The organism is Lentzea waywayandensis (genome assembly GCF_900115955.1).
Lineage (GTDB): Bacteria > Actinomycetota > Actinomycetes > Mycobacteriales > Pseudonocardiaceae > Lentzea > Lentzea waywayandensis.
In genome coordinates this window covers 274,096-294,438 of record NZ_FOYL01000001.1, presented here as the reverse complement: position 1 = coordinate 294,438, position 20,343 = coordinate 274,096, and the positions used below count along the sequence as shown (strand labels likewise).

Genomic DNA, 20,343 nt, shown 5'->3' with positions numbered 1-20,343 from the left:
TAGTTATCAGTCGATTTGCGGACAGATGAAGAGATCTTCATCTTGGTCTCATGCGGGACTACTCCGGCTGGGGCATTGTCGGTCGCATGTTGCCGTCGGCCCGCACCGGCACGGTCCTCGTGGCCGTGCTCAGCGTGGTGTGCGCGCTTGCGGCCGTGCTGCTCGTACTCACCGTGGCGCGACCGGTTCCGCCCGACGTGCGTGCACCGGAGGTTCAGATAGGACGATCGGCCCCGCCCGCCACGTCTTCCGCCGTGGTTCCGACGACCACACCCGGCTCCGTGCTGCCCCCGCCACCGCCGGTCGAAGACGACGACGATGGCGAGGACGACTGACGTGCCCGCACGCGTGAAGATCATGTGCTGGCTCCTCGGCCTCATGACGCTCGTCCTCGCGACCGTCGTGGTCGTGGTGTGGCGCTTCCTGCTCGTCGACGTCGACGACCGCGTCAACCGTGCCCTGGAACAGGAGACCGGCGAGTTCAGCACCTATGCCGAGACGCACGCCGGCAACGCGCGCGCCGTTGCCGGGGCCCACCTGAGCCTGCAGTACCCCGACGAGCACGAGATCCACCTCGCCGTTCTCCCCGATGGCGTGCTCGTCCAGCGTGCCGGGATGACCTACGCGCTGGAGAACGACCGCGCGGTGCTGGGCGTGATCACTTCCTCGAGCGCGCCATGGGGAGTCGTGTCCACTCCGGCCGGTCCGTTCCGCTGGGCGAAGGTGCACGCGGCGGCTCCCGCGGAGATGTGGTTCGTCACCGGCTACTTCGAGGACGGCGTGCACGCCCCGGTGCACTCGACGGTGCGCGTGCTGGTGCTGGTGTCGCTGGCAGGATTGCTGATCGCGGCCCTGATCGCCTGGTTCGTGGCCGGGGTGATCCTCGCGCCGATCCGCGTGGTCCGGCAGGCCGCGGCCGAGATCACCGAGGACGACCTCACCCGCCGCATCCCGGTCTCCGGCAACGACGACGTCGCCGCGCTCGCCCAGCAGTTCAACTCGATGCTGGACCGTCTCGACCGCTCGTTCCGCCTGCAGCGCCAGTTCCTCGACGACGCCTCCCACGAACTGCGCACGCCGATCACCATCGTCCGCGGCCACCTGGAACTGCTCGGCGACTCACCGGAGGAACGCACCGCCGTCGTGCGGCTGTGCACCGACGAGCTGGACCGCATGGCCCGCCTGGTCGAGGACCTGTTGCTGCTCGTCAAGTCCGAACGCCCGGACTTCCTGCGTCCCGTCGTGGTGAGCCTGCCCGAGCTCACCAGCGACATCGACGCCAAGCTCCGTGCCCTGGGCGATCGCCGCTGGGTGCTCGAGTCGATCGCGGAGGGCGAGGCCGTGCTGGACCCGCAACGCGTGACCCAGGCCGTCCTGCAACTCGCCTCGAACGCCGTCCGGCACACGACCGACGGCTCCACGATCCGGTTCGGATCCTCAGTGGACTCAGCGGTCTCCTTCTGGATAGCCGACTCCGGCCCCGGCGTGAGCGACGAGTCGTTGCTCTTCTCCCGCTCCACCGGCCTGGGCCTGCCGATCGTCAAAGCCATCGCCGACGCGCACGGTGGTGCCGTCCAGGTACGTTCGGTGGCGGGGCAGGGAGCGACTTTTGTGGTGGAGGTGCCGCGATGACCGGCCGGATCCTGATCGTCGAGGACGAGGCCCGCATCGCCTCCTTCGTGGAAAAGGGCCTGCGCGCCAACGGCTTCAGCACGTCCGTGGTCGCCTCCGGCGCGGACGCGTTGTCGTGGGCCGCGTCGTTCGACCTGGTGGTGCTCGACCTCGGGCTGCCGGACCTGGACGGCTTCTCCGTGCTGAGGTCACTGCGCGCACAGGGCGTCCAGACGCCGGTGATCATCCTGACCGCGCGTGACTCCGTGCACGACACCGTCGCCGGCCTGTCCGGCGGTGCCGACGACTACATGACCAAGCCGTTCCGGTTCGAGGAACTGCTGGCCCGCGTGCGGCTCCGGCTGCGCCCACCCGGCGTGCCCGAGTCCACCGTGCTGTCCGCCGGAACGTTGTCCCTGGACCTGCGCACCCGCCAGGCCGTGCTGCCGTCCGGTTCGGTCGACCTCACCGCCCGCGAGTTCGCTCTGCTGGAACTGTTCCTGCGGCACCCCGGCCAGGTGCTGGTGCGCGAGCAGATCCTGTCCCACGTCTGGGGCTACGACTTCGACCCGGGGTCCAACGTGGTCGATGTGTACGTGCGCTCGCTGCGCCGCAAGATCGGTGCGGAGCGTGTGGAGACCGTGCGCGGCATGGGGTACCGGCTCGTCTAGTGCTTCACCAGGTCCCGGACGGGGTGATGGCGAGGAAGAAGATCAGCAGGGCGACGAGGACGACGACCGCCATCACCACCATGCCCACGTCGAGGCCCCCGGACTCGACCTGACGCCGGAGTCCCTCTTCGCTCTCCTCGCGCCTCTTCGCCCTCTCCCGATCTCGCTGCGCTCTGGCCTGGAATTCGTTGAAGGGGTCTGGACGCATCAGGAACTCCCTCATCACGTCTGTGCCTCGTACCAGCATGACTCCGGCCGGCGGCGGAAGAACCCGCTGAAAGTGTGACGGCGGCACGGCAGATGAAAGCTCCTTCATCCGGGCTTCACCGCTGGATCAGCACGGCGCCGCAGGATCGTTCTCGTGATGCTGACGCTGGTGGTCTTCGCGGTGGCGGTGGTGCTCTGGACGTGCACACCGCTGGACGACACGTTCGTCGCCCTCGCCGCAGTGGTCGTCCTGCTGCTGTTCGGCGTGCTGCCGGCCTCGGCCCTGGCAGTGCTGGGCGGCTCGACGACCTGGCTGCTGATCGCCGCCTTCGTACTGGCCGGCGGCGTCACGGCATCAGGGCTGCCCGCCCGGCTGGCGACGTCGTTGACAGGCCGTGCGCGTTCGGTGCGCGGGCTCCTGCACCTGACGGCCTTCGCCTTGCTGCTCACCGCTTTCCTCGTGCCCTCGACCTCGGGCCGTGCCGCACTCGCGTTGCCCGTGCACGGCGCCTTGCGGGAGCGCGTGAACTCGCGGGTGTCGCGTGCCCTGGGGGTGCTGTTCCCGTCGGTGATCCTGCTGACCGCGGTGGCGACCCTGGTGGGTGCGGGCGCGCACCTGATCACCAGCGCGTTGCTGGAGCAGGCGACGGGGGAGGGCATCGGGTTCGGGCAGTGGCTGGTGCTGGGGCTGCCGCTCGCCCTGGTCAGCGCGCACGTGACGGCCGAGGTGGTGTTGTGGCTCTTCACCACCCGCGCGGATCGCGCGGAGCGGCTCGGCTTGGACGAGTCCACGCTGGTGACGGCAGTGTGGAGTGAGGGGCCCGCCGCGGTCGGCGCACTGGCCGTGCCGAAGGTGGTCCGCCCGCACCTCGCCGGCCTGACCAGGTCCGAACTCGCCGCCCTCGCGATCCTCGCCGTCGTCTCCGCGGCCTGGCTCACCGAACCCTGGCACCACGTCCCACCCGAGGTCACCGCCCTGGCCGGCGCCATCGCCATCACGACCCCACGCCTCGGCGTCACCACGCTCAAGCAGGCGATGGCCGAGATCCCGTGGTCCCTCCTGCTGTTCATGGCCGCCACCACCATGCTCGGCACCGCCCTGGTCGGCTCCGGCGCGGCCGCGACCATCGCCGGCCTGATCAGCCCGTCCCACCTGCTTCCCACCGTGGTGGTGGTGAGCCTCGCCGCCCACCTGGTCGTCCAGTCCCGCTCGGCCCGGTCCTCGGTCCTGATCCCGATCGTCATCCCGCTCGCGCTCGCCGCCGGGATGAACCCCGCGGCCCTGGCCTTCGCCTCCACCGCGGCCGCCGGTTTCTGCCACACCTTCACGTCGTCCGCGAAACCGGTCGCCCTCTTCGCCGACGCCTACCGCCCCAGGGACCTGCTCAAGCTCTCCGCGGTCCTGGCCCCGATCACCGGCGCGCTCGTCCTCGCCTGCGCCGTCCTCCTGTGGCCGCACCTCGGCCTCCCACTGAAATGAGGTCACCGATGCGTTTTCTGGTAGCTCCCAGCGGTTTCAAGGAGTCCCTCGACGCGTGCGCGGTCGCCGACGCGATCGAACGAGGCATCTACCGGGTGGTCCCCGGCGCGGTCGTGGACAAGGTGCCGCTCGTCGACGGCGGTGAAGGCTCTGCCAAAGCGCTCGCGGAGGCAACCGGCGGCCAGCTCGTGCCCGCCCTGGTCACCGGTCCGATCGGCGAGGAGGTCCCGTCCTGGTTCGCGTTGCTCGGCGGGCCCGGACCCCGTACCGCCGTGGTCGAGATGGCGGCGGCGGCAGGCTTGCGGCTCGTCCCGAACGGCCACCGCGACCCGGCCACGACCACCACGTACGGCGTCGGTGAACTCATCCTCGCCGCGCTGGACCTCGGCGTCGACCGGATCCTGGTCGGGTGCGGCGACTCCGGCACGTCCGACGGCGGTGCCGGCGCGTTGCAGGCGCTGGGAGCGCGGATCACCGACGCACGAGGCCGCGAGATCGGACGCGGGGGAGCGGCCCTGATCGACGCCAGGGCGCTCGACCTGTCCGATGTGGACCCCAGACTGGACAAGGTCGAGATCACCGTGGCCTGCAACCAGCACAACGTGCTGTGCGGCGACCGAGGCGTCGCGAGGGTGTTCGGGCCGCAGAAGGGCGCGACACCGGCACAGGTCGACCTGCTCGGGGCCGCCCTGGACAACTGGGCGGACCTGCTCGGCCCGGAGGTCCGCACCATCCCCGGTGGCGGCGCGTCGGGCGGTCTCGGCGCCGGCCTGCACGCGCTCAACGCCACCCTCGTGCCGCGCTTCGAGGTGATGCTCGACCACTCCGACCTCGACGCCCGCCTGCCGCACGCCGATCTCGTCATCACCGCGGAAGGCGCCATCGACGGCCAGACCCCGCACGGCAAGGTGCCCGCGGAGGTGGCACGCCGAGCGAAGAAGCACGGCAAGCCCGTCATCGCGCTCGCCGGCACGATCGGGGAGAACGCCCGCGCCACCCACGACGTCGGCATCGACGCCTACGCCAGCATCATCGCCGCCCCGGTCGCGCTGGACGTCGCGATGGCCACCGCCGCGGAACTGCTCACCGACGCCACGGAACGGGCGCTGCGACTGGTCCTGGTCGGCGCGGCGCTCACATGACGACGATCTCGATCTCCCTGCCGAGCTTGGCGCCGTTCAGCAGGTCGAGGTCGTCGCCGCTCCAGAACTTGCCAGGGTCGTACCAGTTGGGCCTGCGTTTGGACAGCAGCCCCATCTCCTCGTAAGTCACGGCCACGATCTCCGCGCAGAACGCGCTCTCGATGGTCGCGTCTCCCTTCGGCCGCAACGGAATCCGCCCGCGCGCCCAGCGCGAGGCGAGCTTGGCGGTGGACGGGAACGGCGTGCCGTCCAGGCGCGCCACCGTCCGGAGCGCCGCGTCCTCCATCTCGCGCGTCACCTCGTGGTCGAGCTGCCGCAGCCAGGCCCGCTGCCCGTACTTGTCGTGCCACGTCACGACGGCGTCGCGCAGATCGTGCAGCTGTGCGCCGCGCTGATGAGTGCCGCTCCACATGTCCTTGAGGGACTTGCCGAGCTCGGCGTGCCACATCAGCGGCGGCATGTCGTCGATCACGATCGCCATGCCGACGTGGTTGACCGGGCTGTTCGTCATGGCCTGGATCGCCCGGTCCGCCGCACTGCGCCCGCGGAACACCCACACGTCACCGGTGCGGGTCATCTCGACGGCTTTGTCCAGTGTTGTCGCCATGACCGACTAGCCTAGGCACATGAAGCTCTGGAAGCTGCTCGGCATCGCCGCTTTCGCGGGTGTCGCGGCGAGCGGCGTGGTCGCAGCCCGCAACCAGCGCCGCCGCGAGGCCTACACACCGGACCAGATCAGGGAACGGTTGCACGAACGGCTGGCCGAGGCGTCGCGCTCGGAATGAGCCGGTAGGCAACGAAGGCCGCTACCGCCAGCAGTGCCGCCGCCACCAGTGCCGTGCCCTGCATCGCCTCCGTGAACGTGCCGGTGACCGCCCACGCCGACAGCACGGTCCCGAGCACCGCGATGCCCAGCGCCGCGCCCAGTTCGTACGCGGTCTCCGACACCGCGGACGCGGCGCCCGCCTTGTCCGCGGGAACGGCCGACACCACGGCGTCCGTGGTGAGGGTCAGCGCGAGCCCGACGCCGGCGCCGATGACCACCAACGCCACCGCGATCGCGCCGTACCGCGCCGAGAAACCGACGATCGCCAGTCCTGCCGCGCTGACCAGCAGACCGGCCCCGATCGCGCGGCCCACGCCGAGCCTGCGCACGACCGGCCCGATCAACGCGATCACGAGCATGCCCGCGACACCGAGCGGCAGTTCCCGCAACCCGGCCTCGAGTGGCGAGTAGCCCAGCACGTTCTGGAAGTACTGCGACAGGAAGAACACCAGCCCGGTCAGGGCGAACACGGCGATCATCGTCGCGCCCACGGCACCGCTGAACGCCGGATTGCGGAACAGTGCCACGTCGATCATCGGGTGCGCGGACGACTGCTGCCGCCGCACGAACAGCCACAGGCCCGCAACGCCGACGAGTCCGGCCAGAAACGCGGTCCACGTCGGGCCGACCAGCGCGACCTCCTTGATCGCGTACACGAGCGGTACCACGCCAACTGCTGACAGCAGTGCGCTGACCAGGTCGAACGGGCCTGGGTTCGGGTCACGGGTCTCCGGCAGCCACCACGCGCCGAACACGAGCAGCGCCGCCATCACCGGCAGGTTGACGATGAACACCGAACCCCACCAGAAGTGTTCCAGCAGCACGCCGCCGACCAACGGCCCGAGCGCCGCGCCGGCCGTGGCCGCCGCCGCCCACACCGCCACCGCCCGTGTCCGTTCGACGGGGTCGGTGAACAGGTTGCGGATGATCGACAGCGTCGACGGCATGATCGTCGCGCCGGCCACGCCGAGCAGGGCGCGGGCTGCGATCAGCCACTCGGCCGAGGGCGCGAACGCGGCCAGCAGCGACGCTGCCCCGAATCCGGCGGCGCCCAGGAGCAGCAGTTTCTTGCGGCCGATGCGGTCGCCGAGCGTGCCCATGGTGACCAGCAGGCCGCCGAGCACGAACGAGTAGATGTCGCCGATCCACAACACCTGCGCGGCGGTCGGCGCCAGTTCGTGCTGAAGCGCCGGGATCGCCAGGGCCAGCACCGTGCCGTCCACGGCGATCAACAACAACGCGAGCGCGAGCACACCCAGTGCTGCCCACCTTCGCATGACGAACCCCCTTAGCCGACCATCTGGTCTGCAAATAACGTACCGTCTGGACGGTCGGCTAAGCAACCGATAGGTTGATCACATGCCCGGAGAGCAGCGCAACGCGCCCCGCACCCGCCGTGACGTGCTCGCGGCGGCCGCGCGAGCGTTGAGCGAGCAAGGTCCGAACATCAGTCTCGACGCCGTCGCCAAGGAGGCGGGCGTCTCGAAGGGCGGCCTGCTGCACCACTTCCGCACCAAGCAGGCGTTGATCGTCGGACTGATCGAGGAGTGGTTCGACCACTACGACGCGACGGTCGAGAGGCTGCTCGAACCGGAGGACACACCCGGCCGCTGGACCCGTGCGCACATCAGGGCGACCTTCGTGCCGGACGACCTGTGGTCTCACCCGTCTGTCGTAACGGCGTTGCTCGGCGTTCCGGAACTCCAGCAGCGCATGGACGTCGCGGCGACCCGCTGGCGGCAGCAGACCGATTCGGACGGCCTGCACCCACAACGGGCTGACCTCATTTCCCGTGCACTCGATGGAGTGACGCTGGCGGACCTGCTGTGGCGCGGCCAGGAGTCGGACGAAGAACGCGAGCACACCCGTGACCTGCTGCTGAAGCTCACGGAGCAGACGGGACCGCTCGTCTGAGTTTGTCCACAGAACGTTGTCCAGTGGAACAACGCTGACACCGGACAACGAAGTCTGCGTACCTTCGGAAGTGGGTGGCACTCCGGGGGGAAGCACATGCCAATCGTGATGTCCGAATCCGCGCCCAAGGGTCGCGGACTGACAATTCTGTTCGAGCTGGAAGATTTGGCGCGCACGCGGTTCGCGTCGGCTCCGCTGCCGATGTACGAACTGGTGTTCATGATGCACAGCGGTAACTGGGACCGGCTGCTGCTTCCGCACATCCGCCCGCTCGCCGAACTGATCAGACCCGGTCGGTTCATCCCCGACTTCTTCAACTCCGCGCGGCCCGACTTCGACGACGCCGTGCGCCAGGTTCTCGAAGTGCCGTCGACGCGGGTCCGCGACCAGATCGCGAGCATGCTCGGCACGACGTCGCCGTGGCTGCGCTCGTTCGCGGCCGGCACGCCGACCTCGCGTCAGGACCTGAAGTCCGCCTTCAACTCCGGTTTCCGTGACCTGCTCGGCCCGAACTGGCCGCAGACGCGCCAGGGGTTCGACGCCGAGGTGCGCCTGCGGTCGTCGCAGGCCGTCACGCGCGGACTGGGGGACCTGCTCGGCCACCTCCACCCGTCGATCTCGTGGACCTCGCCCGCACTGCACGTCGAACTGGGCTGGGACACCGAGATCTCGTTGCGCGGCACGGGGATGCTCATCGTGCCGGTGCTCAACGGACTGACCCGCCCGGCGGTGTCGATGTTCGCCGAACCACAGCCGCTGCTGTTCTACCCGGTCACGGCACCTCAGCCGAGCGGCGCCAGCCTCGAACTGGCGCTGGGACGCACCCGGACGCTGGTGCTGCGGGCGCTCACCTCCGAACGCACCACTACCGAACTCGCCAAGCACGTGGGCATCAGCCTGCCCACGGCGTCGCAACACGCCACTGCCCTGCGCACGGCGGGTTTCGTGTCCACCCACCGCAACGGCAGGTCTGTCCGCCACCGCCTGACCAGGCGCGGCTGGGAACTGCTGAACTGAGGAGGCCGGCATGACCGCGATGCCGCGGTACCGCACCGACCCGAGTCCCCGCGCGCTGGCGGTCCGGCTGCGCGCCCTGCGCACCGCCCAGGTTCCCGTCGCCTGCGGCGTCTACGCCGGACTGTCCGCTCCAGGCAAGACCTCCGCACTGCACGCCCGCATCACCCACGCCATGGCGAGCGCGTTCGTCGTGGGCGCCTCGGCAGGCGTTCCGCGCTTCGAACAACCGCCGTCCGCCCAACTGAGGCTGCTGACGGCCGCGAGCTGGGGCCGGCTCGACGGCGTAGGCCCGGACATGACCGAGTTCCCGGTCGACCTGGCCTCCGAACTGTGGTGGCGGGTGCACGAACGAGCGCTCGGCTCGCTGCGCACGGCCGAACGCCGCGTGGCCTGCGATCTGTTGCTGCGCCTGGGATATCCGCAGCGCGCGGCCTCGGCGATCGGCCTGAGCGTGATCGACCCGCGCAAACACGTGTTCTCGCCCGAGCTCGCGATGGAACAGCTCGCCGTGCTGCGCTGCCACCTCCCGTCCTCCGCCGTGGAGGCGATGGCGTTACGTGGCGCCAGGTCCGGGCTCCCTTCCGAGACACGCCGCGACCTGGCGTTGTTCGTGGCGTTCCGCAGCGCCGCCCGCGGCGCCGACTCCACGTCCCTGCAGGCCGCCGCCGCTTTGGCGACGAAGGCCTCGTCCGAGCTGCCGCAGAACGGCTTCGCCGCCGCCCTGCACCGCGCGCGGCTGCACCGGGCGATCGCCGCGGTTCCGTTCGTGCGGCACGACATCGTCGAGACACACCGACTCCTCGGACGCGCGCTGGAATCGCTGACCTCGGCGCTGCCGGGCACGGCCGAGATGGACCGGCTCGCGTGGGCGGACGAGGCCTATGCCCTCTACTCCTTCCTCGTGCAGACGCACGTCACCGTCGGCCTCGGACAGCGCGCCGTCGGATACGCCGGCGAACTGGCCGAGCTCAGTCCCGGCGACCACAGGACGTGGGCGTTGCAGGGCGACGCACTGGCCGCGTCCGGTCAGCTGGAGGCTTCGTTGGAGGCCTACGGCCGGGGGATCGCGCTCGGCGGCTGGGGCGCGGCTCGTGCCGCATACCTCCGTGGCTTCGTGCTGGAACGGCTCGGGCGGGTGGCCGAGGCCGCCGAGGACTACGTGCTGTCCCAACGCATCGACCCGACCTCGTCGGTCGTGGCAGGGCCGGTCGTGCCGGCGGGCGGTGGCGACCGGAAGCCGCCCGCGGAGCCGGGTGGCCGCGGGCGGGGCGTTGGACGTCGTGGTGCTGAACGGGTTCGTGCCGTGCAGGCGCGCTGAGCCGGATCCGACCCACGTGCGTGGGCGACCGTGGGCGCTGGTCGCGGGTGGTTCGCTGAGCCGGATTCGGCCCACGTGCGTGGGCGACGGTGGCCGCTGGTCGCGGGTGGTTCGCTGAGCCAGGTCAGGTCAGGTCAGGTCCGCTTCGCGGGTGTGGTCGTGTTCGGCGGCTGCGACCGGGCAGGGCGAGCCCGGTCACGTCGGCGAGAGGTGGTCGTCAGCGGGCGTCGGCCGTCACCAGTAATCGCAGGTGCGCGTTGAGCCACGTGGCCGAGGCCGGGGCGTCGGCGAACGCCGTGACACTGGCTGCTGCCGTGCGCAGGCCTGTCCGGTGCAGGTGAGCGCCTACCTCGCGTGCGCGGGCCAGCAGGCTGTCCGTCAGGTGGTCCAGGCCTCGGTGGGAGGCCTCGGCCAGCACCGTCAGCGCGCTGTCCACCGCCGCGCTCAGCGGATCGGACGTCGTGGCTCCCGGCGACAGGGGTTGCGGCGTCGTGTCCGTGGCCAGGTCCAGGACGACTACTCCTGCCGGGGTGTGGACGGCCAGCGGGTCGACCACCAGGGTGCCGCGGTGTCGCCGGACGCTACCGGTGATCGTCGTCGGGTTGGCGCGCAGAGCCGCCGTCAGCGCGTCCAGCGAATGCGGTGCGACGGCCCGGTGTGTGGCTTCCAGGAGACATGTCGTGCCGGTGGGAGCGTGCAGGGTCGCGGTGAGGCGTTGCGCGGCCGGGTCGTAGGCGAGGTCGGACACCTCGGTCACCCGGATCGCGCGGACCAGTTCGGCCTCCACCCTCGCGCGGACCTGGCGCGGCGGTAGTTCGGCGAGGTGTGCGGCGGCTGCGTCGTAGTCGTCGATCACCAGAGCCTGGGGCAGGTGCTCCCAGGCCGTGCCGACCGGCGTGAGCGAGGTCTTGGCCACCCTGCTCGTCTTCAACGTCACCGCGCGGCTCGCGCTGCGCGTCGCCGACTCGGACACCACGTTCGACGCCGCCAGCCGCACACCGGTGCGCAGGGGAGTGTCGCGTTGCACCAGGACCACGTCGCCCGAGGCGAAGTAGACGTCGACCGCGTTCTCCGCGCGCAGGCGGCCGCCCAGCGCGGTCAGCCGGACTCGCTTGAGCGGTGTTTCGGCGGGCTCGTCCGGGCCCAGGATCTCGGCGCGTGGGCCTGTGGCAGTGGTTCGCGCGTGCAGTTCGGTGAGCAACGCGGCGAACTGTTCGGCCTCGTAGTCGGCGCTGCGCCTGCGGTACGCGGCTAGTTGCGCGAGCAGGTCTGTGATCACGGCGGCGGGCCAGTGCAGGCGTTGCGCGGTCAGGTCGCGGTGCAGGCGTTGCCACGCGACGTCGAGCACCTCGCTCGCGTTCGTGGCGCCGTCGAGCAGCAGCTGGTCGAGCAGATCGGTGACAGCCGTCAGATCCGTTGCCGTGGTGGGAGATCCACCTACGTCGACCGTGTCGGTGCCCTGCGCGTCCGCCTCGCGGAACGCCCACACCGCGAGCGCCGTCGCCTCGTCCTTGTTGACCGCGTCGGTGTGGACGTAGGACAGGTCGCCGGGGACCAGGAACGTGACGGTGCAGGTGGGAAGTTCGGCCTGTGCGGTCTGGTCTGCCGCGGTCGGGCGGCGGAGCTTGGCGCGGTAGCCGGCCTGGAAGGCCCTGCGGGCGCGGCGCAGTGTGCGTTCGCCCATCAACGCCACCAGGTCGGTGTCCGTCACCGCGCCCGGCGACCACAGCTCGGCCGGTGCGGTCGTCTCCTGAGTGCGTTGGTACGCCAGGACGACGGCGATGCGGTGCCGGCAGACGCCCGCCGCGCCGCAGCTGCACCGCGCCGCGTCGAGCGCGATGCTCGGCGGGAGTGTCGTCTCGGTGCCGTCCGGGAACTTGCCCTGGACGGTTCCGGACGGATCGGTGTCGAGCGCCGGGACGACACCCGCGTCGAGCTCCTTGACGGCACGTTTCACCAGACCGCGGTTGGCCAGCGCCGCGAGCGCGTCCGGGGTCAGCGCCATCAGGTCGGGTCTGGTCACCTGAGTTTCTCCGCAACGAATTCCGCTAGCTGTCCTGGGGTCATCGCGCCGACGTGCGCGCCGACGTTCGCGAGGCGCTGGCCCAGCGCCTGGTCGTAGTCCGGGTTCGCCTCCTCGTCCAGCGCCGCCAGGCACAGCACGTGGGTGCCCTGCTCGCACAGGCCCTTCACCGTGCGGACGAGGTGCTCCGCGTTGCCGCCCTCGTAGAAGTCGCTGATGATCGCCACGATCGACCGGCGCGGGCTGTCCACGAGATCGGCGCCGTACGCCACGGCCTTGGCGATGTCCGTGCCGCCGCCGAGCTGCACCTTCATCAGCAGCTCGACCGGGTCGGTCACGTCCGAGGTCAGGTCGACCACGTTGGTGTCGAAGGCGATCAGGTGCGTCCGCAGCCCCGGCAGGCCCCACAGGCACGCCGCCGTGACGGCCGAGTGGATCACCGAGCTGGTCATCGACCCCGACTGGTCCACCAGCAGGATCACCTGCCACTGCTCCAGGTGCCGTTTGGTGCGGGAGACGAACTTCGGGTGCTCGATCGCGAGCTTGCGCTCTTCCGGTTGGTAGCGCTGGAGGTTCGCCCTGATCGTGGAGCGGAAGTCGAAGTTGCGCGAGTTCTTGTGAATGCTCGGACGCCGCGACCTGGTGCCGCTGAACGCCGTGCGCACCTCCGTCTTCAGCTTCTCCATCAACTGCTTCACGACCGCTTCGACGATCTTGCGCGCCATCGCGAGCACGGCCGGGTTCATCAGGTGCTTGGTCCGCAGCACCGCGCGCAGCAGTGCCGGGTTGGGTTCGATCCGTTGCAGCACTTCGGGATCGGTGACGATGTCGGTGATCTCGTACCGCTCGACCGCGTCGCGTTCCAGCCGTTCGATCGTCTCGCGCGGGAAGAGGGTGTGCACCTCGTCCAGCCAGTCGACGGTCTGCAGCACCGAGTCCTCGCTGCCGCCCTTGCGCACGCCGCGTTCGGCCAGCTCGGGGTCACGCCCGTAGAGCCACTCCAGCGCCGTGTCCCGGCGGGCCGCGTCGCCCTGCAACCCTCCGGTGCAGCGCGACGCGGGTTCCCCGAGGATCAGCCGCCAGCGTTCCAGGTCCGTCATGCCAGCCCGCCCTTCACCAGCAACGCGTCCACGCGCTTCTCGATCGCCATCGCCTCCGCCACGACCATCGGGTCGACGGTGAGACGGGTGACGCCCTTCGCGCTGCCCTCGACACCGCGATGGGCGAGGACGGTGGCCGCGATGGTCTCCCTCTCCCTGGGCGGGAAGTAGCTGAAGGCGAGCCGCAACGCGGGCAGCGCCACCAGGAACTCGTCCTCGGTCATCGCGCTGACCAGTTCGTCGAGCACCCCGACCAGGTCAGGGCTCGCCAGCACCTCTTCCCGCGCGACCGCGAACAACCCGGCGAGCCAGTCGCCGAGCGCCTCGATGCTCCGCACCTTGCGCACGTCCGGCTGACTGCCGAGAGTCCAGGCGAGGCCGAGTGCCGCGCCGCGCAGATCCGGTGGCGCCTCCACGTCGGCGCTCACTCTGGTCGCGACGCCCGTGACGTCCGCGATGTCCAGCGACAGCGCGGACTTCGCGTGCAGCACCGCGTCCCTGGTCGCCGCCATGGCCTTGAGGCGGTGTGGATCTGCCGGAGCCGGGCCGCCGTGCAGGCCCTCGACCAGCCACAGCACCCGCGCCGTGCCCACGTCGATCACCGAGCCCAGCAGCGGATCCTTCCTGGTGCCGAACAACCTGTCGTGCCGCCACAGTCCGAGCACCCCGCTCAGCACGGCCCCGAGCGCCGTGAGATCGCCCGTCGCCTGGACGCCTTCGTTGAGGGTCTGCTGGACCTTGCCGGGTAGCGCCGAGATCCCGCACAGCACCGCGTCGAACAGGATGGTGGCCAGTTGGTCCAGCTGGGCGTCCCGGGAGCGGCGTTCCAGGACCGCCCCTGCCGCCTCCTCCAGCGTGGCACCGTTCTCGGCGGCCTCGATCAGCGCGGCCAGCCGTTCCTCGATCGGCCGCAGCGTCCACTGCTCGTCCAGCTGCGGCGCGGCGCCCTCGGACGGCCCGCTCGTGCGTTCGAAGCCGGGAATCCGCAGCACCCGCAGGCGATGCAGGATCCTGCTGCGCTCCAACGCCTCCGCGTCCGTGAGGTCGAGCGCGACCTTGCCCTCCTGGTCGAGCCCGTGCGTCCGCAACAGCTCCTGCACGGCGTTGACCAGCGGCGGTGCCGGCGTGTCCGGGTGCAGCCTGCCGACCTTGCCGCCCCGCAACGCCCCGATCATCTCGATCAACGCCGGGTGCGCGCCGGGCTGCAAGGTGCCGCGCCGCGTCCACGGCGGCGGCTGCGTCAGGTCCTCCGAGATCAACGCGCTGGTCAGCCCGTCGAGCACGTCCGTGCGCGCCAGGTTCTCGTGACCGCGCAACCGGGCCAGCGCCCCGGCCTGGGTGCGCGCCGCGATGAGGTCGGCCGTCGACACCGGCTGCCGGCGCCTGCGCAGCCGCGTCGCCACCGACTCGACCAGCCAGTCCGCCGCGCGCTGCGACCCCGCCTCCCAGACCTGCTGGTAGTAGCCGGGAGACGGCATTCCCGACTGGTAGCCGGTGAACGCGTCCAGCCGTGCGTGCGAGTACGGCACGAGATAGCTCGCGCCTCTCTCACGTTCCGGAACCTCGGGCCACTCGGTGGTGCCGTCGAGCTTCGCCTTGAGCGCAGCCGTGTGGAAGCCGCCGGTGATCACGACGACGGGCCGGTCGCCCGCGTCCTTCACCGCCGCCCGCACCCAGCGCGCCATGTACTCCTCACGGGCCGAGTCGCCCTCGTCCGCGGTCGCCGTGCCGCGCAGCAGGTCGAAGTACTCGGCCATGCCCTTCGGCTCGGTCTCGCACTCGAAGAGGTGATCCCAGAGCGCGTCGACGTTGTCGACCGCGAACTCCCGGCACAACCGCTCGACGACCTCGGTGTAGCGCAGCTCCGCGTCCGCGTACCTGTTGCTGACGTCGCGGAACGCCTCGTGCCACGCGGGCAGGTCGATGAACCTGACCTCGGCCCCGCACCGGCGTGCCTCGGTGATCGCCACCCACTCCGGCGAGTAGTCGCAGAACGGCGACCACGACGCGTGCTGGTCGGAGTAGCTGAACAACGCGACGGGCAGCTCGTGGCCGAGCAGCAGCTCGTCGATGCGCTCGTTGAAGTCGGCCGGACCTTCGATGAGCACGTACGCGGGCTGCTGTTCGGAGATCGTGGCGGCGACCAGCCGGGCACAGGCGGGACTGTGGTGCCGGACGCCGACGAACACGGCCCCCATCAGCCGGGCAGCAGGTGCCGGGCGCGGTGCAGCTCCTGCCACTGCTTGCCCTTGCGCCGCGACGCGTGCTGCTCCAGGTACCGCCGCAACCGCGCCAGGTCCTCCGCGTTGTCCTTCGCCGCCGTGCCCGCCAGGCACTCCACGACGTCTGCGGCCGACCCGACCTCGCCGCGCAGGAACCACCCCCGCAGTCCGACCGCGTGCGCCACCGACACCGCCTCGGCCGTGCTCATCACCGTGGTGAGCCGGTCGCCGCCCTCGCGCAGATCGCGGAACGTGCGGACCAGGACCTCCAGCACGTCACGCCTCGGCGCGAGCTCGACGCCCGACTTCTCCAGCAGCTTCGCCGCCTCCTGCTCGACCAGCGCGAGCTCGGTGTCGAAGTCCGCGATCGGGAACACCGTCTCGAAGTTGAACCGCCGCTTTAGCGCGGCGCTCATCTCGTTGACGCCCCGGTCACGCGTGTTCGCTGTGGCGATCACGTTGAACCCGTCCTGTGCGAACACCATGCCGTCCGGGCCGTTCAGCTCACCGATCGCCATCACGCGGTCGGACAGCATCGACAGCATGCAGTCCTGGACCTCGAGCGGGCAGCGGGTGATCTCCTCGAACCGCACGATCTTGCCCTCGGCCATGCCCCGCAGCATCGGCGCCGGCACGAGCGAGCGCGGCGACGGACCCTCCGCGACCAGCAGCGCGTAGTTCCACGAGTACTTGATCTGGTCCTCGGTGGTGGCCGCGCCACCCTGGATCGTCAGCGTCGACTCGCCGCACACCGCCGCCGCGATCAGCTCGGACAGCAGTGACTTCGCCGTGCCCGGCTCACCGACCAGCATCAGGCCGCGGCTCGTGGCCAGCGTGACCAGCGCTCTGTCCACAAGGGACGGATCGCCCACGAACTTCCTGCTGATGCCCCGGTTCTCGTCGCCCACCACGAACCGGCGCGCGGCTTCGAGGCTCAGCGCCCAGCCCGGCGGCCTGGGCGCGGTGTCGGTGTCCCGCAGCCGGGCGAGCTCGTCGGCGTAGCGGACCTCGGCGGGAGGACGCTGCATCGTCTGGGTGCTGGTCATGGCAGCAGGGACTCCAGTTCGGAGAAGAGCTCGGAGAGGGTGATCGGGGCGATCTCGTAGGTGGTGGGCGCGTCCGACGGCGCGGACCACGCGCCGTGACCGTTGCGCGAGAACCACATGTCGCTGAAACCGACCTCGGGGAAGACGTCCATGGCGCCCACCGCGATGCCGGGCTCGAGCCTGGCGACGAGCGCGCCGCCGTCCGGGAACGGCCGGGTGATCCAGCACTCGACGCCCGCGTCCTGCGGTGTCCCGCGCACCCAGCCCTTCTTGGTCAGACCCAGGATCTTGCCGATCGGGTAGGGGGTGTCGCAGTACTTCTTCAGCCGGGGGAGCAGGTCGTCGGCGGAGGTCAGCAGGTGGACCGGACGGCCCAGCTGCGGGAACGGCTGGAGGATCTCGTAGTCCGCGAAGACCTCGCCCCAGGCCGCCGACGCCTCCCGCAGCTCGACCGCGTGCGCCACACGGACCGTGGCGGTCTCGGACAACGTGAACTCGTCGTCGTGCTCGTCGGCGAGCGTGCGGTCCTCGGCCAGGCGGAACGAGGTGCCCTCGTCGGTGATCCAGACCAGGCGGCGGACCAGGTGCCACAGCAGCGGATGCGCGGCGAGGACCGTGAGGAACTCCTCGGCGCTCCACTCGCGCTGGTCGACCATGGCGCGTTCGAGCCGTTGGATCTGGTCGGACGCGATGGTGCGGACGTCCTTCTTCAGCGCCATGAACCGCTTGTGCTCCAGCGGTGCGAGGTCCTCGTCGTCCTTCGCACTGGGCTTCGGCAGATCCTTGCGGCGCTTGCCGTCCGGGTCCAGCACGAACGGCTTGAGCTGTTCGTCGAAGCCCACGGTGAACCGGCGGGAGCCGTAGTCGATCACCAGGGTCGCCGCCTCGTCCAGGCCCAGGCGCGGGACCAGCCGGTCCGACAGCTGGTCGCGGGACAGGCCGAGCTCGGCCGCGATCTGGGCGACCTTCTCCTGCGCCCTGGTCTTGAGGCCCTTGAACGACACCTTCTCCGCGATGCTGTTCAGGTGCGACAGCGCCACCTCGGTGCCGATGTCGGCCAGCACGTCGAGTCCGCTGACCGCCCTGGCGTGCTGGCTCTCACCGGGCCAGTTGCGGATCAGCGGCGACAGCCTGCGCACGGTGTCGTCGTCGCCGAACCAGCCGAGTGCGCTCAGCGCCCAGCTCTCCTTCGGCGGCGCGCCCGCCTGCTCCCACGCCTGGAAGACGGCCCACGCGAACTCCGCCAGCGAGTCGGGGTCGAGTGCCTCACGGGCGATCGGCAGGCCCGCGTAGAGCTCGCCCGGCTTGGACAGCGCGGCCGTCATCTGCAGATGACCGGCGACCTCGGCGGACAGGGCGTGCCTGCGGTCCGCCAGCAGCACCTGCGGCAGCAGCCGGGTGTCCGCCCACTCGCCGATCGCCGGCAGCTTCGCGGGCAGCACGTCGACCGGGTCGACCGAGAGCACGACGTCGATCGCGGCCTCGGCACCGCATTCCTTGGCGATGGCCGCCACGTCGACACCGAGGTTGTTGTTCAGGTGCCGCAGCGCCGCCTCGGCGTTGCGGCGAGGGACGCCCGCCTTCCCGGCCGCCGCCGGGATGAGGAGACGGACGGCCTGCTCGCGGTGCCGGGCGAGCCAGTCGAGGCCCCAGCGCCGGGCCGCCTTGGTACGGGCGAACCAGTCGGCCATCTGCGTGGCCACCTCGACGGTGGCGAAGGGCAGCAGCACCATCCCGGTCCCCGCCGCCGCGGACTGGACGTGCCGGATGAGCGCCGGTGCGGCGTCGACACCGAACCGGGCGGCGATGTTCTTGCCCCACTCCTCGACGCCGTGGCTGTAGACCGGCTTCCAGTCCGCGAGAAGGTGCCGCACCTCCTCCTCGGGAGCGAGGAGGAACAGGTCGTTGTCGTAGTAGCCGATCAGGCCGGCCTGGTACTCCTTGAGCAGGTTGCGCCAGTCGTGGTGGTCCTGCACCCACTCCGCGCCGGACGCGAGCCACTGCTCGTGCTCGCCCGGCTCCCAGATCACCGCCGCCTCGGGCACCGGCAGATCCGCCAGCACGACGGGCTTCACCGGCTTCTTGCGGCTGAGCCACGGCGGTGAGGCCAGCAGCGCCGGAAGCTGGTCCGCGGTCGCCTCCGGCATGATCGCCTCGGCGGACTCGGCGAGCAGCGCGACGACCTCGTCGGGCACGGTCAGGTGCGGGTTGCTCCGCAGGTGGATGTGCAGCAGCCGGCGTGCGTGATCACTCGACGACGCGCGCTCGGCCAGCAGCCGCGCGGCCCTCACGGGGAACGCCCTCATCGCCGACACCACGGCGGGCCGCACGTACTTGCCGTCCAGCCGGTCGAGCAGGATCGTGAACGCCTCGTCCGTCGGTAAGGCCGCGAGCACGGTCAAAGCCTGCTTGCGGCCGCCCGTTCGCTGGTGGTAGCTGTCGGAGTCGAGCTCCTCCGCGAGCAACGGCGCGACGGCCGGCCCCAGCACGTACACCGCCGTGTAGAGCAGGAACGCCGACGCCGTGACGGACTGCTCGGCCGTCTTGAAGTCCTCGAGGCTCCGGGCGCAGCACGGCAGCATCCACCACCGGCTCCGCGTGTAGTTCTGCTTGCGGACCTCGGTGAACCACTCCGCCCGCTCGGGCATCAGGAAGGACCGGAGTTCCTTCTCGGTCTTCGACTTGCCGAACTGCTCCAGTTCGCCCTCGGCGGCCGCGCGTTCCTCGGGGCCAGCGGTGGCGATCGCGTACCGGAGGGCGGTCAGCATCAGACCTTCCGGTTCGCCGATCGACGTCTGGAAGCCGCTGCGGTGGTTGTACTGGAGGCAGATGCCGGTCCACTTGCCGCGCTTGTCGTCCCACTCGTCCGAGAAGGTCAGACCCATGAGCTCGACGACCGCCTTGGTGGCGAACGCGAGGCCGTGATCGGCGATCCAGGCGTGCACGGCGGGCACGCCCGGCTTCGTGATGGCCGCGATCGCCGCCGCGCCGATAGGGGTCGGTTGCCCGGCCAGGTGTTCGCGGGCCGCGCTGACCAGTTCTGCCTTCGAGCCCTTGGCAGTGAGGCCGTTCTCGATCGCCTCCGCCTGTTCGGTGATCTGCTGCCGGGCCTGCTCGGCCTTCGCCGGGTCGATGGCGAACTCCGGCGCCGGGTCGAACTCGCGCTGGCGCACCGCGTCGCGCAGCCATGCCTTGGGGATTACCCAGGTGTCTTCGTCGAGGGGGGCTGTGGGAGTGGTGGCGGCGGGCTCGGTGGCGGGGCGTTGGGTGGCGGGTTTGGGGGGCGTTGGAGGTGCGGCGGCGAGTGGTTGGGCAGCAGGTTGCTGGGCGGAGGGCTGGGCACCGGGCGTGGTGGTGGCGTGCTGCCGGGCGGAGGGCTGCGGCGCGCCGGGCGTGGTGGTGGCGAGCTGTGCGGCGGTGGGCTCGGTGGCCGCGGGCTGCTGTGGTTCGGCGGCGGCGCCTTCCGGTCTGTAGCCCTTCTTCTCCTTCTCCGCCACCAGCTTCGTGACGTGCGCGTCGGCCGCCTCGGCGGAGGCCAGCTCCTTGGTCTGGGTCTGGCCGGCGGTTCCCAGCCGTCCGAACCGGACGGTCACCGTCGCGCCGTCCTGTCCGATCTCCCAGAACTTCGCGGAGCCGTCCGCGACGAGTTCCCACCTGCGCACTGCTGTACCTCCTGGGGCCACACAAGGGAGTTGATGTGCACGGACGTTACTCAGGGGGTCTGACAATTCTTTACGGTGATCTTAAAGAGCTGATCAGACCCCCT

The 20,343-nt window shown here is 70.6% G+C and carries 17 protein-coding genes; 9 read left to right on the top strand and 8 right to left on the bottom strand.

Features of this window, described 5'->3' with window-relative positions; translation table 11 throughout:
* Positions 1–50 precede the first annotated feature (50 nt).
* From BM417_RS01340 to BM417_RS01330, 3 genes are read left to right on the top strand one after another with little or no spacing between them, the layout of a single operon-like run.
* Positions 51–335: a hypothetical protein gene (locus BM417_RS01340; protein ID WP_093587880.1), complete on the top strand. Its 285-nt coding sequence runs from the start codon at positions 51–53 to the stop codon at positions 333–335.
* 1 nt (position 336) lies between these two features.
* On the top strand, positions 337–1,632 hold the full coding sequence (locus tag BM417_RS01335) for a sensor histidine kinase (protein ID WP_245821602.1): 1,296 nt from the start codon (positions 337–339) through the stop codon (positions 1,630–1,632).
* Positions 1,629–2,282, top strand: a complete 654-nt coding sequence (locus BM417_RS01330; RefSeq protein WP_093587879.1) for a response regulator transcription factor — start codon at positions 1,629–1,631, stop codon at positions 2,280–2,282. The genes BM417_RS01335 and BM417_RS01330 overlap by 4 nt, the downstream gene beginning before the upstream one ends.
* A gap of 4 nt (positions 2,283–2,286) precedes the next feature.
* Here BM417_RS01330 and BM417_RS01325 read toward each other — a convergent pair whose 3' ends face one another.
* Complete coding sequence (locus BM417_RS01325) at positions 2,287–2,490, bottom strand: hypothetical protein (RefSeq protein WP_143138457.1); 204 nt, start codon at positions 2,488–2,490, stop codon at positions 2,287–2,289.
* A 156-nt stretch (positions 2,491–2,646) separates the two neighbouring features.
* Here BM417_RS01325 and BM417_RS01320 point away from each other — a divergent pair, with 156 nt between their 5' ends.
* Both BM417_RS01320 and BM417_RS01315 read left to right on the top strand, forming a co-directional pair.
* Entirely contained in the window at positions 2,647–3,969 is a 1,323-nt protein-coding gene (locus BM417_RS01320) for an SLC13 family permease (protein WP_143138456.1), read from the top strand.
* Positions 3,970–3,977: 8 nt separating this feature from the next.
* Positions 3,978–5,111, top strand: a complete 1,134-nt coding sequence (locus BM417_RS01315) for a glycerate kinase family protein (protein WP_093587876.1) — start codon at positions 3,978–3,980, stop codon at positions 5,109–5,111.
* Here BM417_RS01315 and BM417_RS01310 read toward each other — a convergent pair.
* Entirely contained in the window at positions 5,104–5,718 is a 615-nt protein-coding gene (locus BM417_RS01310) for a hypothetical protein (RefSeq protein ID WP_093587875.1), read from the bottom strand. The genes BM417_RS01315 and BM417_RS01310 overlap by 8 nt on opposite strands.
* 19 nt (positions 5,719–5,737) lie before the next feature.
* Between BM417_RS01310 and BM417_RS47485 the strand changes: the two genes are divergently transcribed.
* Positions 5,738–5,896, top strand: a complete 159-nt coding sequence (locus BM417_RS47485) for a hypothetical protein (RefSeq protein WP_177320227.1) — start codon at positions 5,738–5,740, stop codon at positions 5,894–5,896.
* Here the strand turns inward: BM417_RS47485 and BM417_RS01305 are convergent.
* Positions 5,847–7,214 (bottom strand): MFS transporter, encoded by a 1,368-nt coding sequence (locus BM417_RS01305; RefSeq protein ID WP_093587874.1) that lies wholly within the window; start codon positions 7,212–7,214, stop codon positions 5,847–5,849. The two genes, BM417_RS47485 and BM417_RS01305, sit on opposite strands and share 50 nt — an antisense overlap.
* An 82-nt stretch (positions 7,215–7,296) precedes the next feature.
* Between BM417_RS01305 and BM417_RS01300 the strand changes: the two genes are divergently transcribed.
* From BM417_RS01300 to BM417_RS01290, 3 genes are all read left to right on the top strand, one after another.
* A complete protein-coding gene (locus BM417_RS01300) occupies positions 7,297–7,851 on the top strand; it encodes a TetR/AcrR family transcriptional regulator (protein WP_093587873.1) in 555 nt (184 codons plus the stop codon).
* 96 nt (positions 7,852–7,947) lie between these two features.
* The gene (locus BM417_RS01295) at positions 7,948–8,868 is read left to right on the top strand and encodes an ArsR/SmtB family transcription factor (RefSeq protein ID WP_093587872.1); all 921 of its coding nucleotides are present in this window, start codon (positions 7,948–7,950) and stop codon (positions 8,866–8,868) included.
* Positions 8,869–8,878: 10 nt separating this feature from the next.
* On the top strand, positions 8,879–10,186 hold the full coding sequence (locus tag BM417_RS01290; protein ID WP_093587871.1) for a tetratricopeptide repeat protein: 1,308 nt from the start codon (positions 8,879–8,881) through the stop codon (positions 10,184–10,186).
* Between the two features lie 217 nt (positions 10,187–10,403).
* Here the strand turns inward: BM417_RS01290 and BM417_RS01285 are convergent, their stop codons facing one another.
* The 5 genes from BM417_RS01285 to BM417_RS49775 are packed head-to-tail and all read right to left on the bottom strand — an operon-like array spanning position 10,404 to position 20,239.
* The gene (locus BM417_RS01285; protein WP_093587870.1) at positions 10,404–12,209 is read right to left on the bottom strand and encodes an SWIM zinc finger family protein; all 1,806 of its coding nucleotides are present in this window, start codon (positions 12,207–12,209) and stop codon (positions 10,404–10,406) included.
* The gene (locus tag BM417_RS01280) at positions 12,206–13,309 is read right to left on the bottom strand and encodes a VWA domain-containing protein (protein WP_093587869.1); all 1,104 of its coding nucleotides are present in this window, start codon (positions 13,307–13,309) and stop codon (positions 12,206–12,208) included. Before BM417_RS01280 ends, BM417_RS01285 begins: the two co-directional genes overlap by 4 nt.
* Complete coding sequence (locus BM417_RS01275; protein WP_093587868.1) at positions 13,306–15,507, bottom strand: DUF5682 family protein; 2,202 nt, start codon at positions 15,505–15,507, stop codon at positions 13,306–13,308. Before BM417_RS01275 ends, BM417_RS01280 begins: the two co-directional genes overlap by 4 nt.
* The gene (locus BM417_RS01270) at positions 15,507–16,577 is read right to left on the bottom strand and encodes an ATP-binding protein (RefSeq protein WP_218164289.1); all 1,071 of its coding nucleotides are present in this window, start codon (positions 16,575–16,577) and stop codon (positions 15,507–15,509) included. Before BM417_RS01270 ends, BM417_RS01275 begins: the two co-directional genes overlap by 1 nt.
* On the bottom strand, positions 16,574–20,239 hold the full coding sequence (locus BM417_RS49775; RefSeq protein WP_177320226.1) for a DUF4132 domain-containing protein: 3,666 nt from the start codon (positions 20,237–20,239) through the stop codon (positions 16,574–16,576). Before BM417_RS49775 ends, BM417_RS01270 begins: the two co-directional genes overlap by 4 nt.
* Positions 20,240–20,343 lie beyond the last annotated feature (104 nt).

Bases quoted from the DNA above. Each gene is read 5' to 3' on its own strand.
- BM417_RS01340 (WP_093587880.1), top strand. From the start codon at position 51: ATGCGGGACTACTCCGGCTGGGGCATTGTCGGTCGCATGTTGCCGTCG.
- BM417_RS01330 (WP_093587879.1), top strand. From the start codon at position 1,629: ATGACCGGCCGGATCCTGATCGTCGAGGACGAGGCCCGCATCGCCTCC.
- BM417_RS01325 (WP_143138457.1), bottom strand. From the start codon at position 2,490: ATGCGTCCAGACCCCTTCAACGAATTCCAGGCCAGAGCGCAGCGAGAT.
- BM417_RS01320 (WP_143138456.1), top strand. From the start codon at position 2,647: ATGCTGACGCTGGTGGTCTTCGCGGTGGCGGTGGTGCTCTGGACGTGC.
- BM417_RS01315 (WP_093587876.1), top strand. From the start codon at position 3,978: ATGCGTTTTCTGGTAGCTCCCAGCGGTTTCAAGGAGTCCCTCGACGCG.
- BM417_RS01310 (WP_093587875.1), bottom strand. From the start codon at position 5,718: ATGGCGACAACACTGGACAAAGCCGTCGAGATGACCCGCACCGGTGAC.
- BM417_RS47485 (WP_177320227.1), top strand. From the start codon at position 5,738: ATGAAGCTCTGGAAGCTGCTCGGCATCGCCGCTTTCGCGGGTGTCGCG.
- BM417_RS01305 (WP_093587874.1), bottom strand. From the start codon at position 7,214: ATGCGAAGGTGGGCAGCACTGGGTGTGCTCGCGCTCGCGTTGTTGTTG.
- BM417_RS01300 (WP_093587873.1), top strand. From the start codon at position 7,297: ATGCCCGGAGAGCAGCGCAACGCGCCCCGCACCCGCCGTGACGTGCTC.
- BM417_RS01295 (WP_093587872.1), top strand. From the start codon at position 7,948: ATGCCAATCGTGATGTCCGAATCCGCGCCCAAGGGTCGCGGACTGACA.
- BM417_RS01290 (WP_093587871.1), top strand. From the start codon at position 8,879: ATGACCGCGATGCCGCGGTACCGCACCGACCCGAGTCCCCGCGCGCTG.
- BM417_RS01280 (WP_093587869.1), bottom strand. From the start codon at position 13,309: ATGACGGACCTGGAACGCTGGCGGCTGATCCTCGGGGAACCCGCGTCG.
- BM417_RS01275 (WP_093587868.1), bottom strand. From the start codon at position 15,507: ATGGGGGCCGTGTTCGTCGGCGTCCGGCACCACAGTCCCGCCTGTGCC.
- BM417_RS01270 (WP_218164289.1), bottom strand. From the start codon at position 16,577: ATGACCAGCACCCAGACGATGCAGCGTCCTCCCGCCGAGGTCCGCTAC.